Source organism: Vibrio sp. 1288 (genome assembly GCF_033344475.1).
In genome coordinates this window covers 21,095-47,957 of sequence record NZ_JAWPOX010000021.1, presented here as the reverse complement: position 1 = coordinate 47,957, position 26,863 = coordinate 21,095, and the positions used below count along the sequence as shown (strand labels likewise).

The window sequence follows — 26,863 nt, the reverse complement described above, 5'->3', positions numbered from 1 at the left end:
AGACCGTCCAGAGGTTAGTATGAAGCAATATGATGTAGTCATTGCTGGTGGTGCCATGGCTGGTGCAACGTTAGCATTGGCGATTGACCATTTGTCTCAGGGAAAGCTCCGCATTGCCGTCGTTGAGCCTTTTAAAGCACAATCAGATATGCACCCTGGTTTTGACTCTCGCTCAATCGCATTGTCTTACGGTACTGTCAATCTGTTGCGTCAACTACAGCTCTGGACGTCAGTAGAACCGTTTGTCACACCCATTGAACATATCCACGTTTCTGACCGTTCTCATGCTGGGATGACGGAGATTACCAAGCAAGAGGTTGGGGTTGAAGCTCTAGGGTATGTTGTAGAATTAGCCGATGTTGGGCGTGTATATCAAGAATTATTAGACAGTAGCGAGTCAATTACGCTGTTTTGTCCTGACTCCGTTACCGATATCGAGCGCGAGCAAAACTGTACCCATGTGACGTTGAAAAGTGGTGAGCAACTTGAAGCAAAACTGCTGGTGGCTGCAGATGGTGCTGTTTCGACCTGTTGTCAGAAAATTGGTCTAGAACTTTCTGAGCAAGATTTTGAACAAGTGGCTGTCATTGCCAATATTGTGACTCAAGAACCTCATCAAGGTAGAGCCTTTGAACGTTTTACTGAGAATGGCCCAGTTGCTTTATTGCCAATGAGTGACAATCGAATGTCCTTAGTTTGGTGTTTGCACCCTGAAGAAGCCCAAGCCGTTCTTGAGTTATCTGATCAAGCATTTCTCCAGCGTTTACAGAACGATTTTGGTTGGCGTTTAGGCGCGATGAAAAAAGTGGGGCGCCGTGCAAGTTACCCATTGCTTCTTCGCCATCGAAAGCAAAATATTTCACATCGCTTTGCGATTGTTGGAAATGCGGCGCAAACGCTGCACCCGATAGCTGGACAAGGCTTTAATCTCGGTATTCGCGATGTAGTCTCACTAGCAGAAGAAATTGTGCAGCAAAGTGAGGATGTGGGTCTTTATCAAGGCCTGATGCGCTTTAGTCAACGTAGAGAAGCAGATCGAAGCGAAACTATTTGGCTAACCAGTGCCTTAGTGCATGTTTTTTCAAATGATTTACCCGCGATGCGAATTGGCCGAAATACTGCCTTAGCAGCGATGGATAACCTTTCTATTTTTAAGCAGCCGCTACTACGCCATACACTTGGCTTGGTAAAACGATGAACGGCCGCACTGAATTAGGTAATAAAAAGCAATGATGCAAAGTGTAGATATCGCCATCATCGGCGGAGGGATGGTTGGGTTGGCACTTGCTGCCGCGTTCAAAGACAGTGATCTGCGTGTCGCCGTTATTGAAGGTAAAGTGCCAGATGATTCGTTGAAAGAATTACCCGATGTTCGTGTGTCTGCGCTGAGCCGCTCTAGTGAGACGATTTTGCGTAAACTTGGTGCTTGGCAGGGCATAGAACAGCGCCGAGCTTCACCTTACCATGGCATGGAAGTATGGGAACAAGATAGCTTTGCCAGCATTGAATTTAATGCACAAAGTATGGCACAACCTGATTTAGGGCATATTGTTGAGAATCGTGTGATTCAACTTGCGCTGCTTGAACAAGTCCAAAAGCTCGATAACGTCACTATGTTTATGCCTGCACGTTGCGCGACTCTCGCGGTCGGTGAGCAAGAAAGCTGGCTGACGCTCGATAATGGCCAAGCCATGACCGCTAAATTAGTGGTCGGAGCCGATGGGGCGAATTCGTGGCTTCGCCATCAAATGGATATTCCATTAACGCATTGGGACTATGGTCATCATGCTTTGGTCGCGAATGTCAAAACTGCTATGCCACACAACAGCATTGCGCGCCAGATATTTACTCCTCACGGACCGTTGGCATTTTTGCCAATGTCGCAACCAGATATGTGCTCTATTGTTTGGTCCACGGAGCCAAATCGAGCAGAGCAGTTAGTGGCGATGAGTGAACATGATTTCAATAAAGCGTTGACGAGTGAGTTTGATGCTCGACTTGGTCTATGTGAAGTAGTGGGAGAGCGTGCTGCGTTTCCTTTGAAAATGCGCTATGCGCGAGATTTTGTTGTCGAGCGAGTCGCGCTGGTTGGTGATGCGGCCCATACCATTCACCCATTAGCGGGGCAGGGTGTGAATTTAGGTTTATTAGATGCGGCCAGTCTTGCTCAAGAAGTATTAGCACTTTGGAAGCAGGGTCAAGATATCGGCAGTAAACGCAACCTAAGAAGCTACGAGCGTTGGCGAAAAGCGGAAGCGGCAAAGATGATCGCTACTATGCAAGGGTTTCGAGATTTGTTCTCTGGCGAGAACCCTGCTAAGAAGCTTGTTCGTGGCATTGGCTTGAGTTTAGCGGGGCAACTGCCGGGAGCGAAAGATGAGATCATGAAGCGCGCGCTTGGTTTAAAGGGACACTTGCCGGATCTGGCGCGTCAGTAAGTGCAAAGCGAACTTCAAATACACAAAAGGCTGGTTAATCCAGCCTTTGTTTTATCAACATTTTGCTAAGCATATGCGCATCGGAGTTTCATTATTTCTTGATTGATCTCTTTGACCGCTCGGAAATGGCGTTGCTCTGCTTTCTCCGGCAGTATTAACTTACCGTTATCAAACTCGAATCTACCGACCCCGTAAATATAAATTCTTCCTTTAAAAAGACGACTTATATGTTTAGCAATCATACTTGGTGTATAGCGCTTAAACAGTCTCATATTTACTTTCCTTTTATCTAACCTAGCCTAGGTATTCTACGTTCTGGACGCGAAAATTATTGTGACAGCAATAGTATTAAATACAGATGTAGGGTGTTGCGTCAGAGAATTGTGTTGTCTTAGACAATTTGACAGTGTCATCTCTTAAATAGCGTGAGGATTACCCCAAAAATAACCTCTCTAAAGGAACCCTTACGCCAATACACTCCTTTTTACGTGACGCATTAAGCAATAGTTTTGTTACAGAATTAAGAATAGAACGAAAACGGTTGTTTGCTAGTTGTTTCTATTAAGGTCGTGCTTCGCGTAACACACTTTACGTTCTAACGATTAGAGGAAATGAAAGAGAAAAAGTTCCACGTAAAAAAAAGCCCGCTTCAGCGGGCGAATAGTCACAGATGCATTACACAAAAGTGGATAACTAACTGCATGAATGCTGTCACTCAGCTAGCTGACTCACTTTATATTGGTTAAGTGCTTGTTTGAAACTTAACCAACAAATTCAGCATATACGAGTTTTATCTTTGTGACTATTTATGTTTTATATGTGATTAAAAATTCTCATGTCTATTTTTGTAGATATGAGCGAGATCACGCAGTGATAGAAACACTACGTGTCATTACATTGTTTTTAGACGATTAACGACAGATCTCAGCTACGGTCGGCTGGCACAATTGGATAAGATCTTGAATAGAAAGCGCCAGCCCAGCCATTCGATCGCCACTGCTGATCGTGACTTCCTGTTCTTCTAGTAAGCTAGGGTCGAACACGATTGGCATATGACGTTTGAGTAGCAGAGGAGTGACAGTACCAATTTTGTAACCAGTGATGGACTCAACATCGGCTTGATCAACACAAGTCATCCGGCGATATTTCAGTAACGAGCGCACTTTTTTGGGATCAACGCTACGATCACCTGGCGCACAGGCGAGTGCATATTGATTACCCATGTCTCGTAGCAAGATTGCTTTCACCATTTGAGAGGGGCGAATGCCGCGTTGGTGCGCGGCATCCTCAATGGTGGTTGCTGGTCTTTGATGCGGTAACAGACGAAACGGAATGTGTTGGTCTGTGAGAAATTGCATCAAAGGAGTATTGATTGTATTACTCATCATCAAGACTGTAAGGCAGTGATTCGATTGTCCATTCACATTCTGGTTGCGCAACCAAACGAAGACGAGTGTCCTCATCGAGATTATTAGGCAGTACGATCAGGCCAATCGCGTGATTGTCACTGAACTGGTAGTGATTTAATAAAGCACCTACTGAACGCCAGTTTTCACCTACGCTGCGTTCGAGCTCAATTGGTTCGTCACTGAATGGAGCAGAAGTTGCACCTTTTACGATATACATCGCACGTTTATTGGTACCGCGATACTTCGCTCGTGCTACCGTTTCTTGTCCCGTGTAGCAGCCCTTTGTGAAGCTTATGCCTCCTAAAGCTTGCACGTTAAGTGCTTGTGGAATGTGAGCATTCTGCGCGGATGCAGAGACAAATGGTAAACCTGCCTCAATATCGAAACGATTCCAAAGCTCATTTGTCGTAAAGACAGCGTCGGTAGTTTCAACGATTTGCTGTGCTTCTGGCGCACTTAATATCAGTAACCAGCGATCTTGTGCAACTTGCACTGCTGTGCCACCGTCAACTGGGCGAACGCTGCCAGTTGTCTTGCTCATTGTTGAAATGAATTCGTCGGCTTTGACGCCAGCAACACCTAAGATAACGTCATCAGAAGCTTCAATCGTTACTTTAGAGAAAATAGCGTATTTCTTTATTTCATTAAGTTCTACGTCAATCGCCGATTTTGGTTGGATCATGCCGTAGCCATCATGATGATGGAAAAGGCGGAACACGCTCCACACTTTTCCTTTCGCATCACAATGTGCGCCCAGTGTTGATTGGTCTTGTTCTAAAGAAACAACATCGCAGGTAACCTGACCTTGTAAGTATGATTTTTTATCATCACCGATCATGGTGATCATGCCGAAGTTATCCAGCAGTGAGATAGATAACTCTGGAAGTACGTCTTGAGTTGAGAGAGGTAATGCTGAAAAACGAGTTTGCCATTCCATAATTACAATGCCTTTTGAAGATATTTTTCCGCTATGTTATACCCAAATAACCTTGAGATACTAGGGGAGCGATTTACGAATCAACATTTGTCTGCTTTCACTATCGTATTGTGACCCGCACACTAGTGACGTAGCACATCCCTTGTTACACTCCGCACTAACAACAAGACATCTATGAAGGAATAGTGAATGTACACTCCGGAAGAAAAAGCGCGTATTAAATGGGCTTGTCGTCGAGGCATGCTTGAGCTTGACGTAGTAATTATGCCGTTTTTTGAAGAGTGCTTTGATACTCTGAGTGAACAAGAGCAGCGTGACTTTGTTTCTTTACTTGAATGCGATGATCCTGATCTGTTTACTTGGGTAATGGGGCATGGCCGTAGCGAAAATTTAGGTCATGCAGCAATGGTTGATAAAATTGTCGCCCATAACCTCAGCAAAGTTCGTTAATTTTACTGCTTCTCCCTCTCTGACTGCCCGAGTCTTCAATGTTGTACTTTTCTTATTGATGACTTGGGCTGTTATCCTCTCTAGCATTCCGCTCGTATTATCGACTTATTTGTTATTACTGATTGTTAAGGCTCTCTCAAGCCAAGGCCTTGTTCAACCTACAAGTCATGGGCATTGGTATGTGCACTGCGATGGCTCGGTTAGGTTGGATGCCCTTGAGTGTGGCGAATGCTCGGAAGATATTGAGTCCGAAAAGGGTCATTTACAGCGAGTCGATACATCGGCATCACCATTCAAGATAACATTCCAATTGCAATCTGGCCGTGTTGTTACGATTTGGCGTGATAGCTGTGACGATGAGCAGTATCGTCAACTATCTTTGGTATTACGCCAATGGGAAATGAAACAGGGAGCTAATGCTCCCTGCTGATGTAATAGTTTACTTGGTAAAGTTAAAGCTGTTTAGCTGGAACCAAAATCGTTGGGCCGCTGTTTTCCAGTTGGTTCGGATAGTCAAGCGTGTAGTGCAAACCTCGACTCTCTTTACGCTGCATCGCACAACGAACCATCAACTCTGCTACTTGTAAAAGGTTACGCAGTTCTAATAAGTTGTTCGACACTCGGAAATTGCTGTAGTACTCGTGTGTTTCTTGTTGCAACAGTTGGATACGGCGTAAGGCGCGCTCTAAACGCTTGTCAGTTCGCACAATGCCCATGTAGTCCCACATAAACAGACGAAGCTCGTGCCAGTTGTGCTGAATGATCACTTCTTCATCACTATTGGTTACTTTACTTTCATCCCAACATGGCACCTGTGAGGGTAGCTCAACGTTAGTGTGATGTTTTAGAATATCTTTTGCCGCAGACCAAGCATAAACCACGCATTCGAGAAGTGAGTTTGATGCCATGCGGTTAGCACCGTGCAGCCCGGTGTAGCTAACTTCACCAATCGCATACAAATTTTTCAGATCGGTGCAGCCATTTCTATCCACCATGACACCGCCACAAGTGTAGTGTGCAGCAGGTACGATTGGGATTGGCTCTTTAGTCATGTCAATGCCCAAGTCCATCAAACGTGAATAAATGGTAGGGAAGTGTTTCGTAATAAAGTCAGCAGGCTTATGACTGATGTCGAGATACATACAGTCGGCGCCTAAACGCTTCATTTCGAAGTCGATAGCACGAGCCACGACGTCACGCGGAGCAAGCTCTTTACGTTCATCGAAATCTGGCATAAAGCGAGAACCATCTGGACGACGCAGGTAAGCACCTTCGCCACGTAACGCTTCAGTTAGCAAGAAGTTACGTGCTTCTGGGTGATATAAACACGTCGGATGGAACTGGTTAAATTCCATATTAGCCACACGACACCCTGCACGCCAAGCAATCGCAATACCATCACCAGACGACACATCTGGGTTAGAGGTGTATTGATAAACCTTTGAAGCACCACCTGTAGCGAGAACCACAAATTTGGCTCGCACGGTTTCGACATGCTCTTCGTTGCGGTTCCAAATATAAGCACCGATAACTTTGTTTTTATCACCGCCAATTTTGTCTTCGGTGATTAAGTCCAGAGCATTGTGACGTTCGAGAACATGAATGTTTGGATGGTTATGAGCGTTATCTTGCAGGGAGGTTTGCATCGCCATACCTGTCGCATCTGCCGCGTGAAGAATACGACGACGGCTATGACCACCTTCACGAGTTAAGTGGTAGCGAGGTTCATCGTCAGAGTCATCTTCTTCACGATCAAATGGGACACCACCGTCAATCAACCACTGTACACACTCTTTTGAATGCTCAGCAATGAACCTTACGGTCTCCTCATCGCAAATACCATCCCCGGCGATTTGCGTGTCTTCAACGTGTGAATCAATGGTGTCTGACTCATCAAATACGGCAGCGATACCGCCTTGAGCATAGTAGGTCGCCCCTTCGCTGCGTGGTCCTTTACTCAGCACCATCACCTTACAGTGGTTAGCAACGCGCAAAGCCAACGACAAACCTGCCGCGCCACTCCCTACCACTAATACATCACACTCATGTTCACGATTTGTGTTCATATAACTTTTATAATCCCAAGCTAAGGTAACAAAGTTACCTTGTGTATTATTTGCACACCATGTGCATTCCATTATCGCGACATCTGTCGCTAAGGGCTAAGTTGGGAGACCTATCGACGTCCGTGTTACTGCGGTGACTGAGCCACTCTTCTTTTTCATGCAGAGCATGAGCATGCTTCCTAAGTTATAATTTGTAACGCGGTGTTCAGATAGCCATTAGCCATGCAAATGAAAAGTAATAGTTTGTCAATGCCATTGCTTTTCCATGCTCGACCCAGCACAATCTGGGACAGAGATCATTCATTATACCCATTTCCCTCCAAGATGCTCGCTTGTCAAACTTAGACTAAAGTCAGGCAGCGGTGGTCATTTGGGTACAGACATCACACTGTGAAAAAACAATGACAAAAAACTTGAGAAACCATGGAACTTTCTCATTCACGTTAGGGTCACAATAGTGCTCAAGTAAGCAGTGGTGTCAATACTACGTTTTGCATAATTAGTACCCATATCTGAGAAGAGTAGGGGCATAACAAATAGGAGTATCCGCTCGAATGAACGAGCAGCTGACCGATCAAGTATTGATTGAGCGAGTTCAGAATGGCGATAAGCAAGCATTCAACCTGTTGGTAACAAAGTACCAGAATAAGGTATGTAATCTTATTTCCAGATACGTTAGTAATCCTGGCGATGTACCAGATGTAGCACAAGAAGCGTTTATTAAAGCTTACCGAGCTATCCCTAGCTTTCGTGGGGAAAGTGCGTTTTATACGTGGCTGTATCGCATTGCAGTGAATACTGCGAAAAATCACATTGTTGCTCAAGGGCGTAGACCTCCAGCGACAGATGTCGATGCTGAAGATGCTGAATTTTACGAAACAGGTAGTGCACTTAAAGAAATATCGAACCCTGAGAACTTAACGTTGTCCAAAGAATTGCAACGGGTGGTGTTCAGTGCAATCGAAGCTTTACCTGAAGATTTAAAAACCGCAATGACATTACGAGAGCTCGATGGCTTGAGTTATGAAGAAATTGCAGAAGTGATGGATTGCCCGGTAGGAACGGTACGATCGCGTATCTTCCGTGCTCGTGAGGCGGTGGAAAAGAAAATCAGACCTCTTTTGCAACGCTAGTACAAGTAATAACTATGGTGAAAATAATGGCTGACAAAGAAAAACTTTCAGCTCTCATGGATGGAGAATTGGTCGATAAGGCTTTAATTCAAGAGTTAGAGCAAGACCAAGAGAGCCGTGATGCTTGGCAGAACTATCACCTGATTGGTGATGTGATGCGAGGCGAAGCGCCAGCAAAACCTGAGTGGAATATTGCTGAAAGCGTGGCGTTAGCGTTAGAAGATGAACCTGCACACCGTGCGTTTGATTCGCACAGTGCAAATGTTATCTCAATTGCGGATACGCCAAAAGAGTCGCAACCAGAACCGCAAAAAGCAAAACGTCAGTTGCCAGGTTGGTTGACGCAGTTTGGTCAAGTTGCTGTTGCTGCATGTGTATCGCTTGTTGTTATTTTAGGTGTACAGCAGCACGGTGGTAGCGATTCAATGTCGCCGCAAACAGATCAATTACCTGTATTGCAGACGGTTCCGTTTGCTGGCAGCGCAGAACCAGTGAGTTTGACTCGTGAGTCTGTAGAACGTTCTGTAGGCGAGGCAAATATGCAAGAGCAGCGCAAGCGTGTTCATGCTATGCTGCGAGACTACGAATTGCAGTTACGAATTAACAGTGATGCATCTCAACAAGATGCAAATCTGAATCCGGATATTGAATGAAAAAATTTCTGATCAGCGCTTGCGCTCTGTTCAGTATGATGTCTTCTCAAGCCTTTGCTGGTGATAAGCCAGCGGAGGCTTTATTGCATCAAATGAGCGAGGCGAGTAAGAATTTAAGTTACGAACTCTCTTATATCCTTATCAAAAAGAACAGCATTGAGCCGTTGCTGTATCGTCATGCCACGCATGGTGACGATCAATATGCTCATCTTGTCTACTTAAGTGGCCCAGTGCGTGAAGTGATTCGTCGCGGAACTGAAGTAAGTTATATCGAAACGGGTTTAGAACCGTTCACCATCGAGTCAGGTAAAATGGTCGCTCCGACTATGCCTATGCTCAACACCAATATCGATGAGCTAAACTTGTATTACGACTATGTAAAAGTGGGTAGAGCTCGTGAAGCTGGTGTGGCAACACAAGTGCTGCGTATTGTTCCTAAAGACGGTCTGCGCTATTCATACGTACTATGGATCGATGAAAAGAGTAAATTGCCGTTACGTGCCGACCTTGTGGACCGCGATGGTGAAATGCTTGAACAATATCGCACTATTTCTTACACGGTAAACCCAAAAATCGCAGAGTTAATGAGTGGCCTGCAAGATGTTCAATTACCTGCTGTTCTCACCATGCCAAAAGGCGATATTGGGACCAGTAATTGGCAGGTTGGTTGGATCCCTGAGGGTTTCGAGCCGAACGAGCTCAACCGCTATCGTATGGCCGTTACTAACCAAATGGTGGAGAGTCAGCTGTATTCTGATGGTCTGTTTAGCTTCTCTGTTTACGTAGCAAACAAAGATGAGCATTCGTTAAAAGGGCAGTTGGTTCGCCAAGGCAGAAGAACGCTACACAGTTTTGTGAGCGGTCAACATGAAATCTCTGTTGTAGGAGACATTCCACCGACCACAGCACAGCGTATAGCCCAATCTGTCACATTTAATGTAACAAAGAGTAAATAACAATGATGACCGCGTTGGCTACCGTGACAGACGTGCATCGTCGCGGCAAGCAATACGAAATTGATTTAAGTTGCGAACAGCAGACCAGTTGCAGTAGTTGCTCTTCACAGAAAAGCTGTGGAACGGGCGTTGTTACTAAAGCCATTGGTAACAAGAGTTTATCTTGGCACCTGCGCACGGATAAATCGGTGAAAATAGGTCAAGTCGTCGAGATTGGTTTTCCTGAGTCGAGCCTAATAAAATCAGCAATGGCGGTTTATTTACTGCCATTGTTTGGTTTGATTATCGGTGCGATGTTTGGTCACGTCCTATTAGCGCCGCTGACAGCCGGCGGGGAAGGCATCATCATATTGGCATCGGTATTGTTTGCCGCTGGTGGAATGTGGATCGCAAAACGTGTTTCTCGTCCGTTAGAAGATGAATCTAAGCGCCAAGTTACCCTCGTTCGGGTACTTGGAGAGCCAATCCAGTAAGTGCTGTCCCCCTCCACTAAAGGTTATTTGGGTATGTACTTTAAATTACGTGCGCCCGTTAACGAAATTCGGTAGAATCTGCCAACTTGATTGAAATGCCGTCAGTAGATGGCGTTTCTTACTGTCCCTATTTGTAAAGAGTTAGTCACCCTAAATCTATGAAGCACATTCGTAACTTTTCGATTATCGCCCACATCGACCATGGTAAGTCGACCCTATCAGACCGTCTAATCCAAGTTTGTGGCGGGTTAACCGATCGTGAAATGGCCGCACAGGTTCTGGATTCAATGGATCTTGAACGTGAGCGTGGCATCACCATCAAATCTCAGAGTGTGACGCTAAACTACACCGCTAAAGACGGTGAGACGTATCAGCTGAACTTCATCGATACTCCGGGGCACGTTGACTTTGCATATGAAGTATCACGTTCTCTAGCGGCTTGTGAAGGTGCGCTATTGGTTGTGGATGCGGGTCAAGGTGTTGAGGCTCAAACACTGGCTAACTGTTACACCGCGATCGAAATGGATCTAGAGGTTGTGCCAATCTTAAACAAGATTGACCTACCTGCAGCTGATCCTGAGCGTGTAGCGGAAGAAATTGAAGAAATCGTTGGTATCGATGCAATGGAAGCAACCCGCTGTTCTGCGAAGACAGGCATCGGTGTTGATGACGTTCTAGAGAACATTGTGTCAGCGATTCCAGCACCGGAAGGTGATCCAGATGCGCCACTACAAGCGCTGATCATTGACTCATGGTTTGATAACTACCTTGGCGTTGTTTCTTTAGTGCGTATTAAAAACGGCGAACTGAAGAAGAACGATAAGATCAAAGTGATGAGTACGGGCCAAGTTTGGGGTGTAGATCGTCTTGGTATCTTTACGCCAAAACAAGTAGATACCGATATCCTTCGTACTGGTGAAGTAGGTTGGGTTGTTTGTGGTATCAAAGACATTCTTGGTGCCCCTGTTGGTGATACGCTGACTCTAGCGAAGAATGGTTGTGATAAACCGCTACCAGGCTTTAAGAAAGTTAAACCTCAGGTTTACGCAGGTCTGTTCCCTGTATCTTCTGACGATTACGAGAACTTCCGCGACGCACTAGGCAAACTAAGCCTAAACGACGCATCGCTATTCTACGAGCCAGAAAACTCTGCAGCACTAGGCTTTGGTTTCCGTTGTGGTTTCCTTGGCATGCTACATATGGAAATCATCCAAGAGCGTCTAGAGCGTGAATACGACTTGGATCTTATTACCACAGCACCAACGGTAGTTTACGAAGTTGAGAAGACGGATGGCGATCTGTTGTATGTTGATAGCCCAGCAAAACTACCAGCGATCAATGATATTGAAGAAATTCGTGAACCGATTGCGCGTTGTAATATCCTTGTGCCTTCAGAGTACCTAGGTAATGTAATCACCCTGTGTGTTGAAAAGCGAGGCAGTCAAGTTGATATGGTTTACCACGGTAACCAAGTCGCTGTGACTTACGATATTCCAATGGCTGAAGTGGTACTGGATTTCTTCGATCGTCTGAAATCAACATCACGCGGTTACGCATCTTTGGATTACAACTTCCAGCGTTTTGAAGCTTCGAACATGGTACGTGTAGACGTTCTTCTTAACGGTGACACTGTTGATGCATTGGCGATGATCACACACAAAGATCAGTCTCAGACTCGCGGTCGTCAGTTGGTAGAGAAGATGAAAGAATTCATCCCTCGCCAAATGTTTGATATCGCAATCCAAGCGGCAATTGGTAACCACATTATCGCTCGTTCAACGGTAAAACAGTTGCGTAAGAACGTTATTGCGAAATGTTACGGCGGTGACGTAAGTCGTAAGAAAAAACTTCTGAAGAAACAGAAAGAAGGTAAGAAACGCATGAAGCAGATCGGTAACGTTGAGCTGCCTCAAGAAGCGTTCCTAGCCATCCTTCACGTAGGTAAAGACTAAAGTTGAACTTTGTCTCACACTTGTCGGTCTTAAGACGTTAGATATTAAAATAAGTGAAAGGGTTTCGGCTCTTTCACTTTCGTATTTTTAGATAAGGGAATTTAATGGCGAATACATTCTCACTGATGTTGGTTATTGCGACTTTGGTAACTGGCGTGGTTTGGCTATTGGAAAAGCTGGTTTTCGCGAAAAAGCGTCAGGAAAAACTGGCTGAGATTCAAGCTCAGACGTCTAATGGTTTGGATGCAGTGACCTTGCAAAAAGTTGAGCGTCAGCCTTGGTGGGTTGAAAATAGCGTCTCTATTTTTCCTGTGATCGCGTTCGTTTTAGTATTACGTTCTTTTATCTACGAACCATTTCAAATCCCATCAGGCTCAATGATGCCTACCTTGCTGGTTGGCGATTTCATTTTAGTTGAGAAGTACGCGTACGGTCTAAAAGACCCAGTATGGCGTACTCAGCTAGTGGAAACTGGTAAGCCTGAGCGTGGTGATATCGTGGTCTTCAAATACCCACCACAACCAAGTGTGGACTACATTAAGCGTGTAGTTGGTTTACCTGGTGATATCGTGCGTTATTCAAGTGATAAGCAGCTTTGCGTGCAAAGCCAAGGCGAATCGGCATGTAAGCCAGTTAAACTGAGCAATGTTGAAGAAAGTCAGTTTAGCTCGAACGGTATTCCAATGATCCAACTGGATGAAAAACTGGGTAACGTTGAGCACAATATTTTGGTTAACCCTCTTGTGCGTAACCGCGTGGAGCAATATTTCCCACGCAGCGGAACGACAGAGTGGGTTGTACCACAAGGTCAGTATTTTGTGATGGGTGATAACCGTGACAACAGTGCTGACAGCCGTTACTGGGGCTTTGTTCCAGAAGCAAACTTAGTCGGTAAAGCTGTCGCGATCTGGATCAGCTTCGAGTTTGATCGTGGCGCAGATAGTGTTCTACCTTCATGGATTCCAACTGGTGTGCGTTTTAACCGCATCGGTGGCATTCACTAACCATTCAAATATCGAGAGAGTATGAATTCTCCAATTGATAAACTAGAGAGAAAGCTCGGCTACCAGTTTCAAGATGCCGGGCTTATCAATTTGGCGCTGACGCACCGCAGCGCCAACAGTAAGCACAATGAACGTCTTGAGTTTCTGGGCGATTCAATTTTAAGTTTTGTCATCGCTGATGATCTGTACCATCGTTTCCCAAAAGTGAACGAAGGTGACATGAGCCGCATGCGTGCTACTTTGGTTCGCGGACATACATTGGCGGAACTGGGTCGTGAATTCGATCTAGGAGATTATTTAAAATTAGGTCCAGGTGAATTGAAGAGTGGCGGTTTTCGCCGAGACTCTATTTTAGCCGATGCGGTTGAAGCCATTATTGGCGCAATTTACCTAGACAGTGATCTTGAAGTTGTGCGAGGCATTGTACTGAGTTGGTATCAGTCACGCCTTGAAGCCATTAAACCAGGCGTTTCACAGAAAGATCCGAAAACTCGCCTACAAGAGTTCCTACAAGGCAGAAGAAAACCGCTGCCTGTCTACACAGTGACTAATATTAAAGGTGAAGCGCACAACCAAGAGTTCACGGTTGAGTGCGAAGTAGCAGGTGTGGATAAGCCTGTAATCGGTAAAGGCACCAGCCGCCGCAAGGCAGAACAAGCGGCTGCTGAAACAGCACTTGAGCAATTAACAAATGGCTGATAACGAATTCGATATCGATGCGTTTTTCGCATCACAAGGTGAGCCAAGCTCGCCAGAAAACCAACACTGTGGCTTTATTGCTATTGTTGGTCGTCCAAACGTAGGTAAGTCGACACTTTTGAACAAGATTTTGGGTCAGAAGATTTCGATCACCTCTCGTAAGCCGCAAACGACACGCCACCGTATTATGGGTGTGGATACGGACGGCGATTACCAAGCGATTTACGTTGACACGCCTGGACTTCACATTGAAGAAAAGCGTGCGATTAACCGTTTGATGAACCGTGCAGCTAACTCGTCATTGAGTGATGTAAACCTTGTGTTCTTCTTAGTCGATGGTACGCATTGGACTAAAGATGATGAGATGGTGCTGACCAAACTTCAAAAATCGAACTTCCCAGTTGTGCTTTGTGTAAACAAAGTCGACAACGTACAAGATCGTAACGACGTGATGCTACACATGGCGGAGATGTCGAAGAAGATGGACTTCGTGGATGTTGTGCCAATCTCTGCCAAGCAAGGTAAGAACATTGACGTACTGCGTAAGCACGTGCGTAATCACTTACCTAAAGCAACGCATCACTTCCCAGAAGAATACGTGACTGACCGTTCTCAGCGTTTTATGGCGTCTGAGATTGTGCGTGAAAAGCTGATGCGCTTTACTGGTGAAGAGCTGCCATACTCAGTAACGGTTGAGATTGAACGTTTTGATTACAACCCAGAAACCGACGGTTTCCACATCAATGCATTGATTCTTGTTGAGCGTAATGGCCAGAAGAAAATGGTGATTGGCAAAGGCGGCGAGAAGATTAAAACCATTGGTCGCGAAGCGCGTTTAGATATGGAAGAATTGTTCGGTCGTAAGGTTTACCTAGAAACTTGGGTAAAAGTGAAATCTGGCTGGGCAGACGACGAACGAGCGTTGCGATCGTTGGGTTATATAGACGATTTATAATCTTGGCTGCGAAGGTGCTTCGCTCCAACATCGATGAAAAATCAGTATCGATTAAAATAAGGAGCCGCTCGGCTCCTTATTTTTTATTTCACAGTTTTTAGGCACAATGACTTAGATGAGTAATCTGTCTTCCGAAGGTTTACAGCGCTGTTTTGTATTGCACCGACGCCCTTACAGTGAATCGAGCTTAATCCTTGATGTATTTAGTGAGGAATATGGCCGAATGACTTTAATGGCCAAAGGCGCGCGCAGTAAGCGTTCGAACTTAAAAGGCGCATTGCAACCTTTTACCCCGCTATTACTTAAATGGTCGGGGAAAGGCTCAATGAAAACTTTGCGTCAAGCCGAGCCGATAAGTCTAGGTTTGCCGTTAACGGGCATTAATCTCTACTCAGCCATGTACGTCAATGAACTGATTGGCCGTATTTTGATGGCTGAAGTGCCGATGCCAGCACTATTTCATGATTATTTGCATGCGTTAACCGAGTTGGCGCACAACGAGAACCCTGAGCCTGCACTGCGTCGTTTTGAGTTAGCCTTGCTGTCTGCGATGGGGTATGGCGTGGATTTTTTGCATTGTGCAGGTACCGGCGAGCCCGTCGATCCAGAAATGACCTATCGTTACCGGGAACAGAAAGGGTTTATTGCTTCGGTTAGGCGCGATAACCTCACGTTTTTAGGGAATGAACTGATTGCTATCAGTGAGCGGCGGTTCGTCACTAAAGAGCAGCTAAAAGCGGCAAAACGCTTTACACGTATAGCCTTAAAGCCGTATCTTGGCGGCAAACCTTTAAAAAGTCGTGAATTTTTCATTCAGACCCCCAGAGCACGGAGTAACGGAAAATGAGCTCAATTTATTTAGGCGTCAATATCGACCATATTGCCACTCTACGTAATGCACGTGGTACAAAATACCCGGATCCTGTTCACGCTGCTGAAATTGCAGAGCGTGCAGGCGCGGACGGTATCACTATCCACTTACGTGAAGACCGTCGCCATATTTTGGATCGTGATGTACGTATTCTGCGTGAAACCATTCAAACGCGTATGAACCTAGAGATGGCAGTGACGGACGAAATGGTTGAGATTGCGCTGCAAACTAAACCAGAGTTTGTGTGTCTAGTGCCTGAAAAGCGTGAAGAACTGACGACGGAAGGTGGTTTAGATGTAGTAGGACAGCTTGAAAAAATTAAAGCTGCGACGAAAAAGCTGACAGATGCCGGCATTAAAGTTTCGCTCTTTATTGATGCTGACCGTCAACAGATTGAAGCTGCGAAAAAGTGTGGAGCTCCGTTTATTGAGCTACATACTGGCCACTATGCAGATGCGACGACAGAAGACGAGCAACAAGCTGAACTGAAGAAGATTGCCGCTGGTGCTAGTTATGCACATGATCTAGGTATTATTGTTAATGCCGGGCATGGCCTGACTTATCACAATGTCGCACCAATTGCTGCATTACCAGAAATTTACGAACTCAACATTGGTCACTCAATCATTGGTCGCGCGGTATTTGATGGTTTAAATAAAGCGGTTGCTGACATGAAAGCATTGATGATTGAGGCTCGCCAGTCATAGGGCTATCTAGATGGCGATTATAGGGTTAGGGACCGACATTGCAGAAATTGAGCGTATTGAAAAAGCGTTAGCTCGTAGTGGTGAACCTTTTGCTCAGCGGATTCTTTCAGAAGAAGAAATGGCCAAATTCTCACAGCTTAAGCTGCAAGGTCGTTATCTTGCTAAGCGCTTTGCTGTTAAAGAAGCTGCCTCAAAAGCATTGGGGACAGGGATCGCAAAAGGGGTCACGTTTCACGACTTTTCCATCTCGAACGATGAGCTTGGAAAACCAGTACTCGCATTGACGGGCACAGCCAAGCAAATAGCGGATGCGATGGGTGTTAACCACATTCACCTGTCCATTTCCGATGAGCGTCATTACGCTGTGGCGACGGTCATTTTTGAATCCTAGCTTGTAAGTCTTAAACAAAATACTAAAAAGCCAGAGCATTTGCTCTGGCTTTTGTTTCTCTTCAATAGATCACTGTTCAAGGTATAACTTTGCGGTTGTTGTTACTTTAATCATTTCATCTTGCAGCTCGAACATTTCAGGCTCAACCTCCTCAAGACTGATCCCTGAGCGCAGTGCTTGCTCAAGCGTCGCACAGAGTGACTTCAGTCTTGGAACGCCACAATATGAACTACTGCCGTGCAGCTTATGGATGACATGAATTAGGTCATCACGAGAGATATCTTCTTGCTCCAGAGCTTGGTCAACGACTGCTTCTACTTCAGGGATGAACTCAATCAACATGCGTAGCATTTCTTTAGCGAGATCCTCTTTATTCGCGCTCTGTTTCAAGGCTGCTTGCCAATCAATAATCACATCCTGCTGAGGCGAAGAAACGGATTGTGGTGCGCTTCCTTCAGGTTCATCAACGTATGAAGGGGCGACTTTGCCAATGCTCTCTGTACAAGCATTTGGGTTCCAGTGAACCAAAACCTGTTGTAGCACATGCTCTTCAATAGGTTTGGTCAAGTAGTCATCCATTCCTGCCGAGAGCAAGCGGTCTCGTTCCCCTGCCATGGCATGTGCCGTTACCGCAATCACTGGCGTGTCTTTATTTAGCTCCAACTCTTTAATGTGCTTACAAGCGGTCACCCCATCCATTTGTGGCATTTGAATATCCATGAAGATTAAATCGTACTTTTTCTCTGTCGCCAGGTTCACCGCTTGCTGGCCATTGCTACAGGCGGTTACGGTTTCTACTCGTTCGCGGAGCAGTGCAGAGATCAGCTTCAAGTTTGCAGGGTTGTCATCCACTGCTAGTACAGTGAGAGGTAAACGGTCCCCTTCGCTTGGCGTAATTGGAGCGCTTAATACCGGTGGCGATTCTACATGTTCGCTAATCAGGCTTTGTAGCAACTTACGGCGAGACAATGGTTTCGTCAGGCACTGGACGTGATGCTCTGTCATTATTTGGTCCGCAAGCGCCAATTCGGTACTCGGTGTCCCTAGGAGAACACTCGGAGCCATGCGTTTCGCTTGTTCTATCCAAGGTGTAATAACTTCCGCATCGTGAGTCTGGTTGGCCGCTAAATTCAACAGTACATAATCATATTGTTCTTCGTTGTTTGGTAGCGAAGAGCGGTAGGTTACTAAAATACCCTCCTGACTTAGAATCTGTTGGGTTACGGACGCGGCTTGCATGTTTGGTTCAATCAGCAGTAACTGCTTCCCAGTCAGAAGTTCCACTTCAATCAGTTCGCTCATTGGCATCTCGGTTGAGTGCAAGCGCACCGTAAACCAGAAGGTTGAACCTTGGTGTAGACGGCTGGTTAAACTGATTTCGCCGCCCATCTGGCTCACCAGTTTCTGAGTGATAACCAGACCAAGACCAGTACCGCCGTAACGACGTGAAATACTTGCATCTGCTTGGCTAAAGGCTTGGAACAACTGCGCTTGCTGACGCTCAGAGATACCAATACCGGTATCACGCACCATGAATTGCAGTTCGACGGAGTCTCCTGATTGAGAGCGCATTTCTACGCTAACATCAATGTTGCCTCGCTCGGTAAACTTGATTGAGTTACCGACTAAGTTCGTCAAAATTTGCTGGATACGTAGTGGATCCCCAACTAAACCTGGTGGAATTTTAGGGTCCACTTTTAGGGTGATTTCTAACCCTTTCTCATGTGCACTTGTGGCTTGTAGGTTAATTACCTCTTCTAAACTTTCTCGGAAATCAAAAGGAATGTTTTCCAGCGCCAGCTTACCCGCTTCAAGTTTCGAGAAGTCGAGAATGTCATTGATGATATTCAGCAAGTTGTTCGCCGATTTCTCAATCGTCTGTAGGTAATCCGTTTGGCTGTTAGAAAGCTGCGTTTTAAGCATTTGACGAGTAAAGCCAATCACCCCATTGAGCGGAGTACGCAGCTCGTGCGACATGTTCGCCAAGAACTCTGACTTAACCCTGGCCGCTTCTTGCGCGCGTTTCTTCGCGATATCCAGCTCAACGTTCTGAATTTCTAGCTGCTCAAGCGTTTCACGTAAGTCGGACGTGGCTTGGTCTATACTGTGCTGCATCTCTACGTGATATTCTGATAACGATACCGCCATGGCGTTGATGCCATTTTTTAGCTGGTCTAACTCACCGTGCATTTTGCCTTCGATACGCACATCCAGATGACCACGGCGAATGCGGTCAACGACATTCTTCATGTGGGTGATAGGTTGGGTCACATCGTGCATTAGACGTGAAGCAAACACACTTGCTAAGCCAAGACCGAGAACCAGAACTAAAAACGCAGAGAAGACTTCTTGATACTGTTGCAGCCTCAAGGAGGAGAGATCTAACTCGACGGCGATGTAACCAATCGCTTTTGTGCCTTGGCTTTCGTTCGACAACTCCGCTAAGTAGTGACCTTCTGACAAAATGGGGACACGCAATATCAGTGAGTTTTCGTAGATTTCCGAATTACCCAGTTGCGGGATCGGTTTATCTTTGGGAAACATCAAGGCTTCAAAATTAGGATGAAAGTTAGAGGTTACAAAGAGCTCATGATGTTCATCAAATACCGCGATACTACGAACCAGTTTGGAGTTTTTGCGGTGCGCGTAGCTTATCAAGCGACGTACCGCCTCTCGGCTTTCTGATAGTAGATGAGTTTCACTGGCAATCGCCAGCGGCTCAATAATGCTGTTACCAGTGGTGATAACTTGTTTCTCAAGGTCTTGGTAGCGGTTAAATGAGAAAAAGCCGCTCAGTAATAAACCAATAATGAGAGTGGGAGCGAGAGTTAGTGTAATTACACGTGCTCGTAAGCCATATCTGGTCATGTTATCTAATTACATCGGAGTCTGGATATGGGAAAATAACGCATTATTTCTCAAGCGCACGATAAAGCCTTGAGCAAAGAAGTGACGTCACCGAATAAACGGTAAGCATAATCAAGTCACTCGAATCACACAACGGCTGCAATCAAGAATAGTGAAGCCGAAGAGCAATTACACATAAATCAGGCACAGAGCATGGCACGCATCTTTCAACCGAAAAAGAAAACCCAACTCAATACTCGGCACCAAGCAGTGCAAGTAGAGCGTTTAGATCACCACGGCGCAGGCATTGCTTACCTCAAAAAGAAGCCATTGTTTATCGATGGAGCACTGCCGGGTGAGGAGGTGGTCACTCAATTGGTGGAAGAAAAGAGCAAATACGCTCGCGGTAAGTTGATTAAAATCCTTAAGCCGAGTGAAGCTCGTGTGGAGCCATTTTGCCCACATTATCATGAGTGCGGTGGTTGTGATTTGCAGCACTTAGATTATGACCAACAATTGACGTACAAACAGCAAACGTTGCGTCAGCTAATGCGAAAATTTTCAGGCAGTGACATTGAACTAGATGCCCCGTTATTGGGAGATTCGCAGGCCTACCGTCGCCGTGCGAGAGTGAGCTTGTTTGTTGATAAAAAAAACCGTCAGCTACATTTTGGTTTCCGTAAAAAGCAGAGTAAGCAAATTGCGCAAGTAACCGATTGCCCAGTGCTGGCACCGGAACTGAATGTTTTGCTGCCAGAGATTTACTCAGCCCTAAAAGCGTTCAAAAAGCCTGAACAATTGGGTCATGTAGAGCTGGTACTTGGTGATAATGGGCCGTGTATTACGCTGCGCCACTTGAGCGCTCTGACAACGAGTGAAACTCAATCTCTAACGGAGTTGGCAAAACGTCATGGCGCATCGTTGTACTTAATGCCATCGACAGAACAATTAGACCTTATCGAAGGCGATATGCCTTTTTATCAAGAAGTTGGAGTGAAAATCCCTTTTGCACCAAATAACTTTATTCAAGTAAACCAAGGTGTAAACCAACAAATGGTCAAACAAGCGGTTGAGTGGTTAGACCCACAAAAGAGTGACCGAGTGTTAGATTTGTTCTGTGGTTTAGGCAACTTTAGTTTACCAGTTGCGAAATTAGCTAAGTACGTGGTTGGAGTAGAGGGTGTTGCAGAGATGGTAGAAAAAGCCACAAACAATGCATCTTTGAACCAAATCAATAACGCGCAATTTTATCACGCTAACCTTGAGCAAGATTTTGAAGGCCAAGCCTGGGCCGCAGAGCGGTTTGATAAAGTATTATTAGACCCGGCACGCGCGGGAGCGAGTGGGATCATCGATCAAGTTTCTGAGCTTGGCGCACAGCGTGTAGTTTATGTTTCTTGTAATCCTGCTACCCTTGCTAGGGATAGTCAAAGCTTGATAGAGCAAGGCTATAAATTAACTAAATTAGGTATGCTGGATATGTTCCCTCATACCAGTCATCTAGAATCGATGGCATTGTTTGAAAAGTCCTAACTTTAGGACTTTGACCCCTTATTTGTGGTGGGTGGTCATAAAGCCAGCGTGTACGCGCGGTAAAAAGAACTAACCTGGACGGTGTTAGTCAAACCACACGAATATAATAATTAGGATGATGAGATGGTTGCGGTAAGAAGCGCGCATTTAAACCAAGATGAACAGTTTGAACTCGAAAACTGGGTGGCTAGCCTAGGACAAGAGAAAAACACAGCCTCACGCTTAATCGAAGTATATCGAGATTGCCAGACGGTATTAGCTGATAACGAGCAAGCGGAGCTGTTGTTGTGGCGTGGACGAGAAATGATCGAAATTTTGATCACCTTGTCTATGGATCAAGCCACTTTAGTGGCTGCTCAACTGTTTCCTTTGGTTTCAAGTGGTGCTTTTAACAGAGAAATTCTGGAAGAGAAATACAGCAAAGAAATCATAAAATTAATCGACGGCGTTGAAGAAATGGCTGCTATTGGCCAACTCAACGTCAACATGGAAGGCAGTGCAGCGTCATCTCAGGTAGATAACGTACGCCGCATGCTGCTTGCCATGGTGGATGACTTCCGCTGCGTGGTTATCAAGCTTGCGGAGCGAATTTGTAACCTTATTGAAGTTAAAAAAGCGCCTGATGAAGTTCGACGTGCGGCGGCAAAAGAGTGTGCCAACATCTATGCGCCGCTAGCAAACCGATTAGGCATCGGTCAGCTGAAATGGGAAATTGAAGATTACGCTTTCCGCTACCAACAGCCGGAAACTTACAAACAAATTGCCAAGCAGCTTTCTGAGCGACGCATCGTTCGTGAACAGTACATCAAAGACTTTGTTGAAGACCTCACGCACGAAATGGAAGTGTCGGGCATCAATGCCGAAGTGAGTGGTCGACCTAAGCACATCTACAGCATTTGGCGAAAAATGCAGAAGAAGAGTTTGGCATTCGATGAGCTATTTGATGTTCGAGCAGTACGTATCATCGCAGACAAACTGCAAGACTGTTACGCGGCTTTGGGTGTAGTTCACACCAAATACAAGCACCTACCGAGCGAGTTTGATGACTACGTTGCTAACCCTAAACCAAACGGTTATCAATCGATCCATACCGTAATTCTAGGGCCAGAAGGCAAAACCATCGAGATCCAGATTCGTACCAAGCAAATGCATGAAGAGTCGGAGCTGGGTGTTGCCGCGCACTGGAAATATAAAGAAGGGGCAAGCAGCCGAAGCGGTTATGATGAGAAGATCACGTGGCTGCGTAAGCTACTGGATTGGCAAGAAGAAATGTCTGACTCTGGCGAAATGCTCGATGAGCTGCGTAGCCAAGTCTTTGATGACCGTGTTTATGCCTTTACACCACGTGGTGATGTTGTCGATTTGCCAATGGGGGCAACGCCGCTAGATTTTGCCTATCACATTCACTCCGAAGTGGGACACCGTTGTATCGGTGCCAAAGTCGGAGGTCGTATTGTGCCATTCACGCATAAATTACATATGGGTGACCAAGTCGAGATTATCACTCAGAAAGAACCTAACCCATCACGTGACTGGTTAAACCCATCATTAGGCTTCGTTCATTCTGGTCGTGCGCGTGCCAAAATTAACGCCTGGTTCCGAAAACAAAGCCGTGAGAAGAACCTTGAAGCAGGTCGTGAAATCCTTGAGCATGAGTTAGCCAAAATTGGCGCAACGTTAAAAGATGCAGAGCATTACGCCCTCAAGCGGTTTAACGTCAAAACACCAGATGAATTGTATGTTGGTGTAGGTAGCGGTGATTTGCGTATCAACCAAATAATTAACCATATCAACGCGTTAGTTAACAAGCCAACGGCAGAGGAAGAAGATCAACAAGCACTGGAAAAACTGCAAGAAGCTGAGCATAAATCACCCGCGCAAAGCCGACCGAAAAAAGACGCAGTTGTAGTAGAAGGCGTCGATAACCTAATGACACATCTAGCACGTTGCTGTCAGCCAATTCCAGGTGACGATATCTCTGGTTACATAACGCAAGGTCGTGGGATTTCAGTACACCGTAGTGACTGTGAACAGCTAGAAGAACTGCGCCATCATGCGCCAGAGCGCATCATCGATACAGTCTGGGGCAGCGGCTTTGTGGGGTCATACATCCTCACCGTGCGTGTTGAAGCGATGGAGCGAGGTGGTCTACTCAAAGACATTACGACACTGTTCGCCAACGAAAAGATCAAAGTGACCAGTATGAAGAACCGAGTCGACTACAGACGTCAACTTGCCATCATGGACTTTGACCTAGAAGTCACCAATATTGAGGTGCTTTCGCGGGTTTCGAAACGTGTGGAACAGATCAAGGATGTCATGACGGTGAAACGCCTCGGCTAAAACTCTCGTCATAGTTATCGTTGTAGCGTTGTTGACTGCACGCACTCGCTCCATCACATGGTGAACCATGCTCAGGAGTCTCGTTTGTTTGTCGCCTAGCTACAACTTCAACTATTTACAGAGTTACACTTGCGTCATATTTGGCTTTTTATCTGCGTTAGCTGCACTTATTCCGACGTGCCGGCTCAGGGGCATCACATAGTAGGCTATGCTCAGGAGTCGCGAAAACTTGTTGCCTTGTCAAAGTAACAATTACTTAGTGAAAGCTGCTGAGAAAATATAATGTAGAAGGTGAGTGGTTTTGGCTGCTCACCTTTTTCTTTAATAGAAAGGTTTAAAGGAACAAAAAATGAGTCATCCAATTGAACAGTTAGAACAAATCATGGCGAAGCTGCGTGACCCCGAAAACGGTTGCCCTTGGGACTTAAAACAAACCTTTGACACCATCGTTCCGCATACAATAGAAGAAACCTACGAGGTGGTGGACGCGATTCAAAATCGAGATTGGCCCAATCTAAAAGAAGAGCTAGGGGATTTGTTGTTTCAGGTGATTTTTTACAGTCAGCTAGCGAAAGAGCAAGAGCTGTTCGACTTTTCGGATGTCGTCGAAACCGTGAACGAAAAACTGACTCGTCGCCACCCGCATGTTTTTTCAGATGTTGAGTTTGAATCTGACGAGGAAATTAACGCGAACTGGGAAGCGGAAAAAGCAAAAGAAAAAGCCCTAGTAGGCAAAGCGGAAGAAAGTATCCTAGACTCAATACCAAACTCTTTACCGGCACTTTCTCGTGCTACAAAAATTCAGAAAAAATGTGCAAAATTTGGGTTTGATTGGGATTCACTTGGCCCGGTTGTCGATAAAGTACGAGAAGAAATTGACGAAGTCATGGAAGAGGCACTGCAAGTTCAGCCCGATGAAGAGAAAGTTGAGTTGGAACTCGGTGATTTGCTATTTGCGACTGTCAATTTGGCTCGCCACCTTGATAAAAACCCAGAAGTCGCGCTAGGAAAAGCAAACGTAAAGTTTGCGCGACGTTTTAAACAAGTTGAAGGCAAGGTTCAGCAGTCAGGCAAAGTACTTACAGATTGTTCTTTATCAGAACTTGACCATTTTTGGGATGAAGTAAAACAAGAAGAATCGAGGCAGAGGTAAACTGGCAGAATACATAATATAAGGTCAGCTTGTTTGGTTACACGAAAACGGACTTTGGTTTGTCTTTGCTCACTTTGATTTGAAGCAAAAAATAAAAAATTACGGTGTGATAGATTTCACGTTGTGGCGGTAAGGAGCTTCTGGTATATTTATCTCCCGTCCAGAAGCACTCCATTTCCCTCATTCAACCAATTTCAGGTTAAACATGACGACAAATTACATTTTTGTTACTGGCGGGGTTGTATCCTCTCTAGGTAAAGGTATTGCAGCAGCATCTCTTGCGGCTATTCTAGAAGCTCGTGGTCTTAAAGTGACTATGATGAAGCTTGACCCTTACATCAACGTTGACCCGGGCACAATGAGCCCTACTCAGCACGGTGAAGTGTTCGTTACAGAAGATGGCGCAGAGACTGACCTTGACCTTGGTCACTACGAGCGTTTCATCCGTACCAAGATGACCAAGCGTAACAACTTCACTGCAGGTCGTGTTTATGCCGACGTACTTCGTAAAGAACGTCGTGGTGACTACCTAGGCGCAACTATTCAAGTTATCCCTCATATCACTAACGCAATCAAAGATCGCGTTATTGCAGGTTCTGAAGGCCATGATGTGGCTATTGTTGAAGTTGGCGGTACTGTTGGTGATATCGAATCACTACCATTTATGGAAGCGATTCGTCAGCTAGCTGTTGAGCTAGGCCGTGAGCGCGCAATGTTCATGCACCTAACACTTGTTCCTTACCTAGCGGCAGCGGGCGAAGTGAAAACTAAGCCGACGCAACACTCTGTAAAAGAACTTCTATCTATCGGTATTCAGCCAGACATCCTAGTTTGCCGTAGCGATCGCGTTATTCCTGCGAATGAGCGTAAAAAAATCGCACTGTTCTGTAATGTTCCAGAAAAAGCAGTAATTTCAATGAAGGATGTAGACTCTATCTACAAGATCCCTCAGTTGATTAAATCTCAAGGGCTAGATGACCTTGTGTGTGCTCGCTTTGGTATTACTGCTCCTGAAGCAGACCTTTCTGAATGGGAACAGGTTATCTACGAAGAAGCAAATCCTACTGGTGAAGTAACCATCGGTATGGTTGGTAAATACATTGAATTACCAGATGCATACAAATCTGTGAACGAAGCGCTTAAACACGCTGGCTTGAAAAACCGTCTAAGCGTCACAATTAAGTATGTAGACTCACAAGATATCGAAACAAAAGGCGTTGAACTTCTAGAAGGTTTGGACGCAATCCTAGTACCAGGTGGCTTCGGCGATCGTGGTATTGAAGGCAAGATCCGTGCGGCTCAATATGCACGTGAAAATAACGTGCCTTACCTAGGTATTTGTTTGGGTATGCAAGTTGCACTAATCGAATACGCGCGTAACGTTGCGGGTATGGAAGGTGCACATTCAACAGAATTTAACAAAGAGACTAAGTACCCTGTGGTAGGTTTGATCACAGAGTGGGTAGACGAATCAGGTAGCGTAGAAGAGCGTACTGAAAAGTCTGACCTAGGCGGTACGATGCGTCTTGGTTCACAGCTGTGTCACCTAGAGAAAGGGACTAAAGCTCGTGAACTGTACGGTAGCGCGACGATCCATGAACGTCACCGTCACCGTTACGAAGTGAATAACGTGCTTCGTCCGCAAATCGAAAAAGCAGGCCTAAAAGTATCAGGTCTATCTGCGGACAAGAAGTTAGTGGAAATGATTGAGAACCCAGCTCACCCATGGTTTGTAGCGGCTCAGTTCCACCCAGAATTCACCTCGACTCCTCGCGATGGACATCCATTGTTTGCAGGTTTTGTTAAGGCTGCGGGCCAAAACGCACGCGGCGAATTCGAGAAGTAAAAGGATACGGGCGGCGGCGAAGGTTGTGCTGCTGCCCTTTAAGATTG

At 45.6% G+C, this 26,863-nt stretch carries 24 protein-coding genes; 19 read left to right on the top strand and 5 right to left on the bottom strand.

What is annotated here, in order from left to right; genetic code table 11:
* Window positions 1–19: 19 nt before the first annotated feature.
* Both ubiH and R8O11_RS16050 read left to right on the top strand, forming a co-directional pair.
* Entirely contained in the window at window positions 20–1,198 is a 1,179-nt protein-coding gene (gene ubiH / locus R8O11_RS16055; protein WP_005380974.1) for a 2-octaprenyl-6-methoxyphenyl hydroxylase, read from the top strand.
* Window positions 1,199–1,229: 31 nt separating this feature from the next.
* The gene (locus R8O11_RS16050; RefSeq protein ID WP_033907445.1) at window positions 1,230–2,438 is read left to right on the top strand and encodes an FAD-dependent 2-octaprenylphenol hydroxylase; all 1,209 of its coding nucleotides are present in this window, start codon (window positions 1,230–1,232) and stop codon (window positions 2,436–2,438) included.
* A gap of 65 nt (window positions 2,439–2,503) precedes the next feature.
* Here the strand turns inward: R8O11_RS16050 and R8O11_RS16045 are convergent, their stop codons facing one another.
* From R8O11_RS16045 to ygfZ, 3 genes are all read right to left on the bottom strand, one after another.
* On the bottom strand, window positions 2,504–2,710 hold the full coding sequence (locus tag R8O11_RS16045) for a DUF1107 domain-containing protein (protein WP_005380970.1): 207 nt from the start codon (window positions 2,708–2,710) through the stop codon (window positions 2,504–2,506).
* A 639-nt stretch (window positions 2,711–3,349) separates the two neighbouring features.
* Window positions 3,350–3,823, bottom strand: a complete 474-nt coding sequence (locus tag R8O11_RS16040; protein ID WP_054575410.1) for an aminoacyl-tRNA deacylase — start codon at window positions 3,821–3,823, stop codon at window positions 3,350–3,352.
* Window positions 3,816–4,784, bottom strand: a complete 969-nt coding sequence (ygfZ, locus tag R8O11_RS16035; RefSeq protein ID WP_033907444.1) for a tRNA-modifying protein YgfZ — start codon at window positions 4,782–4,784, stop codon at window positions 3,816–3,818. The genes R8O11_RS16040 and ygfZ overlap by 8 nt, the downstream gene beginning before the upstream one ends.
* Window positions 4,785–4,973: 189 nt before the next feature.
* Here ygfZ and R8O11_RS16030 point away from each other — a divergent pair, with 189 nt between their 5' ends.
* Window positions 4,974–5,234: a succinate dehydrogenase assembly factor 2 gene (locus R8O11_RS16030; protein ID WP_005380951.1), complete on the top strand. Its 261-nt coding sequence runs from the start codon at window positions 4,974–4,976 to the stop codon at window positions 5,232–5,234.
* The gene (locus R8O11_RS16025; RefSeq protein ID WP_258675390.1) at window positions 5,203–5,664 is read left to right on the top strand and encodes a protein YgfX; all 462 of its coding nucleotides are present in this window, start codon (window positions 5,203–5,205) and stop codon (window positions 5,662–5,664) included. The genes R8O11_RS16030 and R8O11_RS16025 overlap by 32 nt, the downstream gene beginning before the upstream one ends.
* A gap of 22 nt (window positions 5,665–5,686) precedes the next feature.
* Here R8O11_RS16025 and nadB read toward each other — a convergent pair whose 3' ends face one another.
* Window positions 5,687–7,300 (bottom strand): L-aspartate oxidase, encoded by a 1,614-nt coding sequence (gene nadB, locus R8O11_RS16020; protein ID WP_005380947.1) that lies wholly within the window; start codon window positions 7,298–7,300, stop codon window positions 5,687–5,689.
* A gap of 554 nt (window positions 7,301–7,854) precedes the next feature.
* Here nadB and rpoE point away from each other — a divergent pair.
* The 11 genes from rpoE to acpS all read left to right on the top strand — a co-directional run bounded on the left by rpoE (window position 7,855) and on the right by acpS (window position 17,094).
* On the top strand, window positions 7,855–8,433 hold the full coding sequence (gene rpoE / locus R8O11_RS16015; protein ID WP_005380946.1) for an RNA polymerase sigma factor RpoE: 579 nt from the start codon (window positions 7,855–7,857) through the stop codon (window positions 8,431–8,433).
* 26 nt (window positions 8,434–8,459) lie between these two features.
* Window positions 8,460–9,086, top strand: coding sequence for a sigma-E factor negative regulatory protein (locus R8O11_RS16010; protein WP_318194277.1), 627 nt, complete (start codon window positions 8,460–8,462; stop codon window positions 9,084–9,086).
* Complete coding sequence (rseB, locus tag R8O11_RS16005) at window positions 9,083–10,042, top strand: sigma-E factor regulatory protein RseB (protein ID WP_005380941.1); 960 nt, start codon at window positions 9,083–9,085, stop codon at window positions 10,040–10,042. The genes R8O11_RS16010 and rseB overlap by 4 nt, the downstream gene beginning before the upstream one ends.
* Window positions 10,043–10,044: 2 nt before the next feature.
* Window positions 10,045–10,515: a SoxR reducing system RseC family protein gene (locus tag R8O11_RS16000; protein ID WP_085570062.1), complete on the top strand. Its 471-nt coding sequence runs from the start codon at window positions 10,045–10,047 to the stop codon at window positions 10,513–10,515.
* 158 nt (window positions 10,516–10,673) lie between these two features.
* Window positions 10,674–12,467: a translation elongation factor 4 gene (gene lepA, locus R8O11_RS15995; protein ID WP_005384577.1), complete on the top strand. Its 1,794-nt coding sequence runs from the start codon at window positions 10,674–10,676 to the stop codon at window positions 12,465–12,467.
* A 104-nt stretch (window positions 12,468–12,571) separates the two neighbouring features.
* The gene (lepB, locus tag R8O11_RS15990) at window positions 12,572–13,471 is read left to right on the top strand and encodes a signal peptidase I (protein WP_005380933.1); all 900 of its coding nucleotides are present in this window, start codon (window positions 12,572–12,574) and stop codon (window positions 13,469–13,471) included.
* A gap of 21 nt (window positions 13,472–13,492) precedes the next feature.
* The gene (gene rnc, locus R8O11_RS15985) at window positions 13,493–14,170 is read left to right on the top strand and encodes a ribonuclease III (RefSeq protein ID WP_005380932.1); all 678 of its coding nucleotides are present in this window, start codon (window positions 13,493–13,495) and stop codon (window positions 14,168–14,170) included.
* A complete protein-coding gene (gene era, locus R8O11_RS15980; RefSeq protein ID WP_005380931.1) occupies window positions 14,163–15,125 on the top strand; it encodes a GTPase Era in 963 nt (320 codons plus the stop codon). The genes rnc and era overlap by 8 nt, the downstream gene beginning before the upstream one ends.
* Before the next feature lie 115 nt (window positions 15,126–15,240).
* Window positions 15,241–15,972, top strand: a complete 732-nt coding sequence (recO, locus tag R8O11_RS15975; RefSeq protein ID WP_005384578.1) for a DNA repair protein RecO — start codon at window positions 15,241–15,243, stop codon at window positions 15,970–15,972.
* Window positions 15,969–16,703, top strand: a complete 735-nt coding sequence (gene pdxJ / locus R8O11_RS15970; protein WP_005384579.1) for a pyridoxine 5'-phosphate synthase — start codon at window positions 15,969–15,971, stop codon at window positions 16,701–16,703. The genes recO and pdxJ overlap by 4 nt, the downstream gene beginning before the upstream one ends.
* A gap of 10 nt (window positions 16,704–16,713) precedes the next feature.
* Window positions 16,714–17,094, top strand: a complete 381-nt coding sequence (gene acpS / locus R8O11_RS15965; RefSeq protein WP_005380927.1) for a holo-ACP synthase — start codon at window positions 16,714–16,716, stop codon at window positions 17,092–17,094.
* Window positions 17,095–17,163: 69 nt separating this feature from the next.
* Here the strand turns inward: acpS and barA are convergent, their stop codons facing one another.
* Complete coding sequence (gene barA, locus R8O11_RS15960) at window positions 17,164–19,962, bottom strand: two-component sensor histidine kinase BarA (RefSeq protein WP_138939849.1); 2,799 nt, start codon at window positions 19,960–19,962, stop codon at window positions 17,164–17,166.
* 192 nt (window positions 19,963–20,154) lie between these two features.
* Here barA and rlmD point away from each other — a divergent pair, with 192 nt between their 5' ends.
* From rlmD to R8O11_RS15940, 4 genes are all read left to right on the top strand, one after another.
* Window positions 20,155–21,474 (top strand): 23S rRNA (uracil(1939)-C(5))-methyltransferase RlmD, encoded by a 1,320-nt coding sequence (gene rlmD / locus R8O11_RS15955; protein WP_053306774.1) that lies wholly within the window; start codon window positions 20,155–20,157, stop codon window positions 21,472–21,474.
* A gap of 123 nt (window positions 21,475–21,597) precedes the next feature.
* The gene (gene relA, locus R8O11_RS15950) at window positions 21,598–23,817 is read left to right on the top strand and encodes a GTP diphosphokinase (RefSeq protein ID WP_005380915.1); all 2,220 of its coding nucleotides are present in this window, start codon (window positions 21,598–21,600) and stop codon (window positions 23,815–23,817) included.
* A gap of 349 nt (window positions 23,818–24,166) precedes the next feature.
* Window positions 24,167–24,970 (top strand): nucleoside triphosphate pyrophosphohydrolase, encoded by an 804-nt coding sequence (gene mazG / locus R8O11_RS15945; protein WP_005383780.1) that lies wholly within the window; start codon window positions 24,167–24,169, stop codon window positions 24,968–24,970.
* Between the two features lie 205 nt (window positions 24,971–25,175).
* Window positions 25,176–26,816, top strand: coding sequence for a CTP synthase (locus R8O11_RS15940; protein ID WP_021034029.1), 1,641 nt, complete (start codon window positions 25,176–25,178; stop codon window positions 26,814–26,816).
* The last annotated feature ends 47 nt before the right edge of the window (window positions 26,817–26,863 follow it).

Coding starts and splice junctions, on each gene's coding strand:
- rlmD (WP_053306774.1), top strand. CDS start 20,155: ATGGCACGCATCTTTCAACCGAAAAAGAAAACCCAACTCAATACTCGG.
- lepB (WP_005380933.1), top strand. CDS start 12,572: ATGGCGAATACATTCTCACTGATGTTGGTTATTGCGACTTTGGTAACT.
- barA (WP_138939849.1), bottom strand. CDS start 19,962: ATGACCAGATATGGCTTACGAGCACGTGTAATTACACTAACTCTCGCT.
- relA (WP_005380915.1), top strand. CDS start 21,598: ATGGTTGCGGTAAGAAGCGCGCATTTAAACCAAGATGAACAGTTTGAA.
- nadB (WP_005380947.1), bottom strand. CDS start 7,300: ATGAACACAAATCGTGAACATGAGTGTGATGTATTAGTGGTAGGGAGT.
- recO (WP_005384578.1), top strand. CDS start 15,241: ATGAGTAATCTGTCTTCCGAAGGTTTACAGCGCTGTTTTGTATTGCAC.
- pdxJ (WP_005384579.1), top strand. CDS start 15,969: ATGAGCTCAATTTATTTAGGCGTCAATATCGACCATATTGCCACTCTA.
- rpoE (WP_005380946.1), top strand. CDS start 7,855: ATGAACGAGCAGCTGACCGATCAAGTATTGATTGAGCGAGTTCAGAAT.
- rseB (WP_005380941.1), top strand. CDS start 9,083: ATGAAAAAATTTCTGATCAGCGCTTGCGCTCTGTTCAGTATGATGTCT.
- era (WP_005380931.1), top strand. CDS start 14,163: ATGGCTGATAACGAATTCGATATCGATGCGTTTTTCGCATCACAAGGT.
- R8O11_RS16040 (WP_054575410.1), bottom strand. CDS start 3,823: ATGAGTAATACAATCAATACTCCTTTGATGCAATTTCTCACAGACCAA.
- R8O11_RS16030 (WP_005380951.1), top strand. CDS start 4,974: ATGTACACTCCGGAAGAAAAAGCGCGTATTAAATGGGCTTGTCGTCGA.
- R8O11_RS16045 (WP_005380970.1), bottom strand. CDS start 2,710: ATGAGACTGTTTAAGCGCTATACACCAAGTATGATTGCTAAACATATA.
- R8O11_RS15940 (WP_021034029.1), top strand. CDS start 25,176: ATGACGACAAATTACATTTTTGTTACTGGCGGGGTTGTATCCTCTCTA.
- acpS (WP_005380927.1), top strand. CDS start 16,714: ATGGCGATTATAGGGTTAGGGACCGACATTGCAGAAATTGAGCGTATT.
- ubiH (WP_005380974.1), top strand. CDS start 20: ATGAAGCAATATGATGTAGTCATTGCTGGTGGTGCCATGGCTGGTGCA.
- lepA (WP_005384577.1), top strand. CDS start 10,674: ATGAAGCACATTCGTAACTTTTCGATTATCGCCCACATCGACCATGGT.
- rnc (WP_005380932.1), top strand. CDS start 13,493: ATGAATTCTCCAATTGATAAACTAGAGAGAAAGCTCGGCTACCAGTTT.
- R8O11_RS16010 (WP_318194277.1), top strand. CDS start 8,460: ATGGCTGACAAAGAAAAACTTTCAGCTCTCATGGATGGAGAATTGGTC.
- R8O11_RS16050 (WP_033907445.1), top strand. CDS start 1,230: ATGATGCAAAGTGTAGATATCGCCATCATCGGCGGAGGGATGGTTGGG.
- ygfZ (WP_033907444.1), bottom strand. CDS start 4,784: ATGGAATGGCAAACTCGTTTTTCAGCATTACCTCTCTCAACTCAAGAC.
- mazG (WP_005383780.1), top strand. CDS start 24,167: ATGAGTCATCCAATTGAACAGTTAGAACAAATCATGGCGAAGCTGCGT.
- R8O11_RS16000 (WP_085570062.1), top strand. CDS start 10,045: ATGATGACCGCGTTGGCTACCGTGACAGACGTGCATCGTCGCGGCAAG.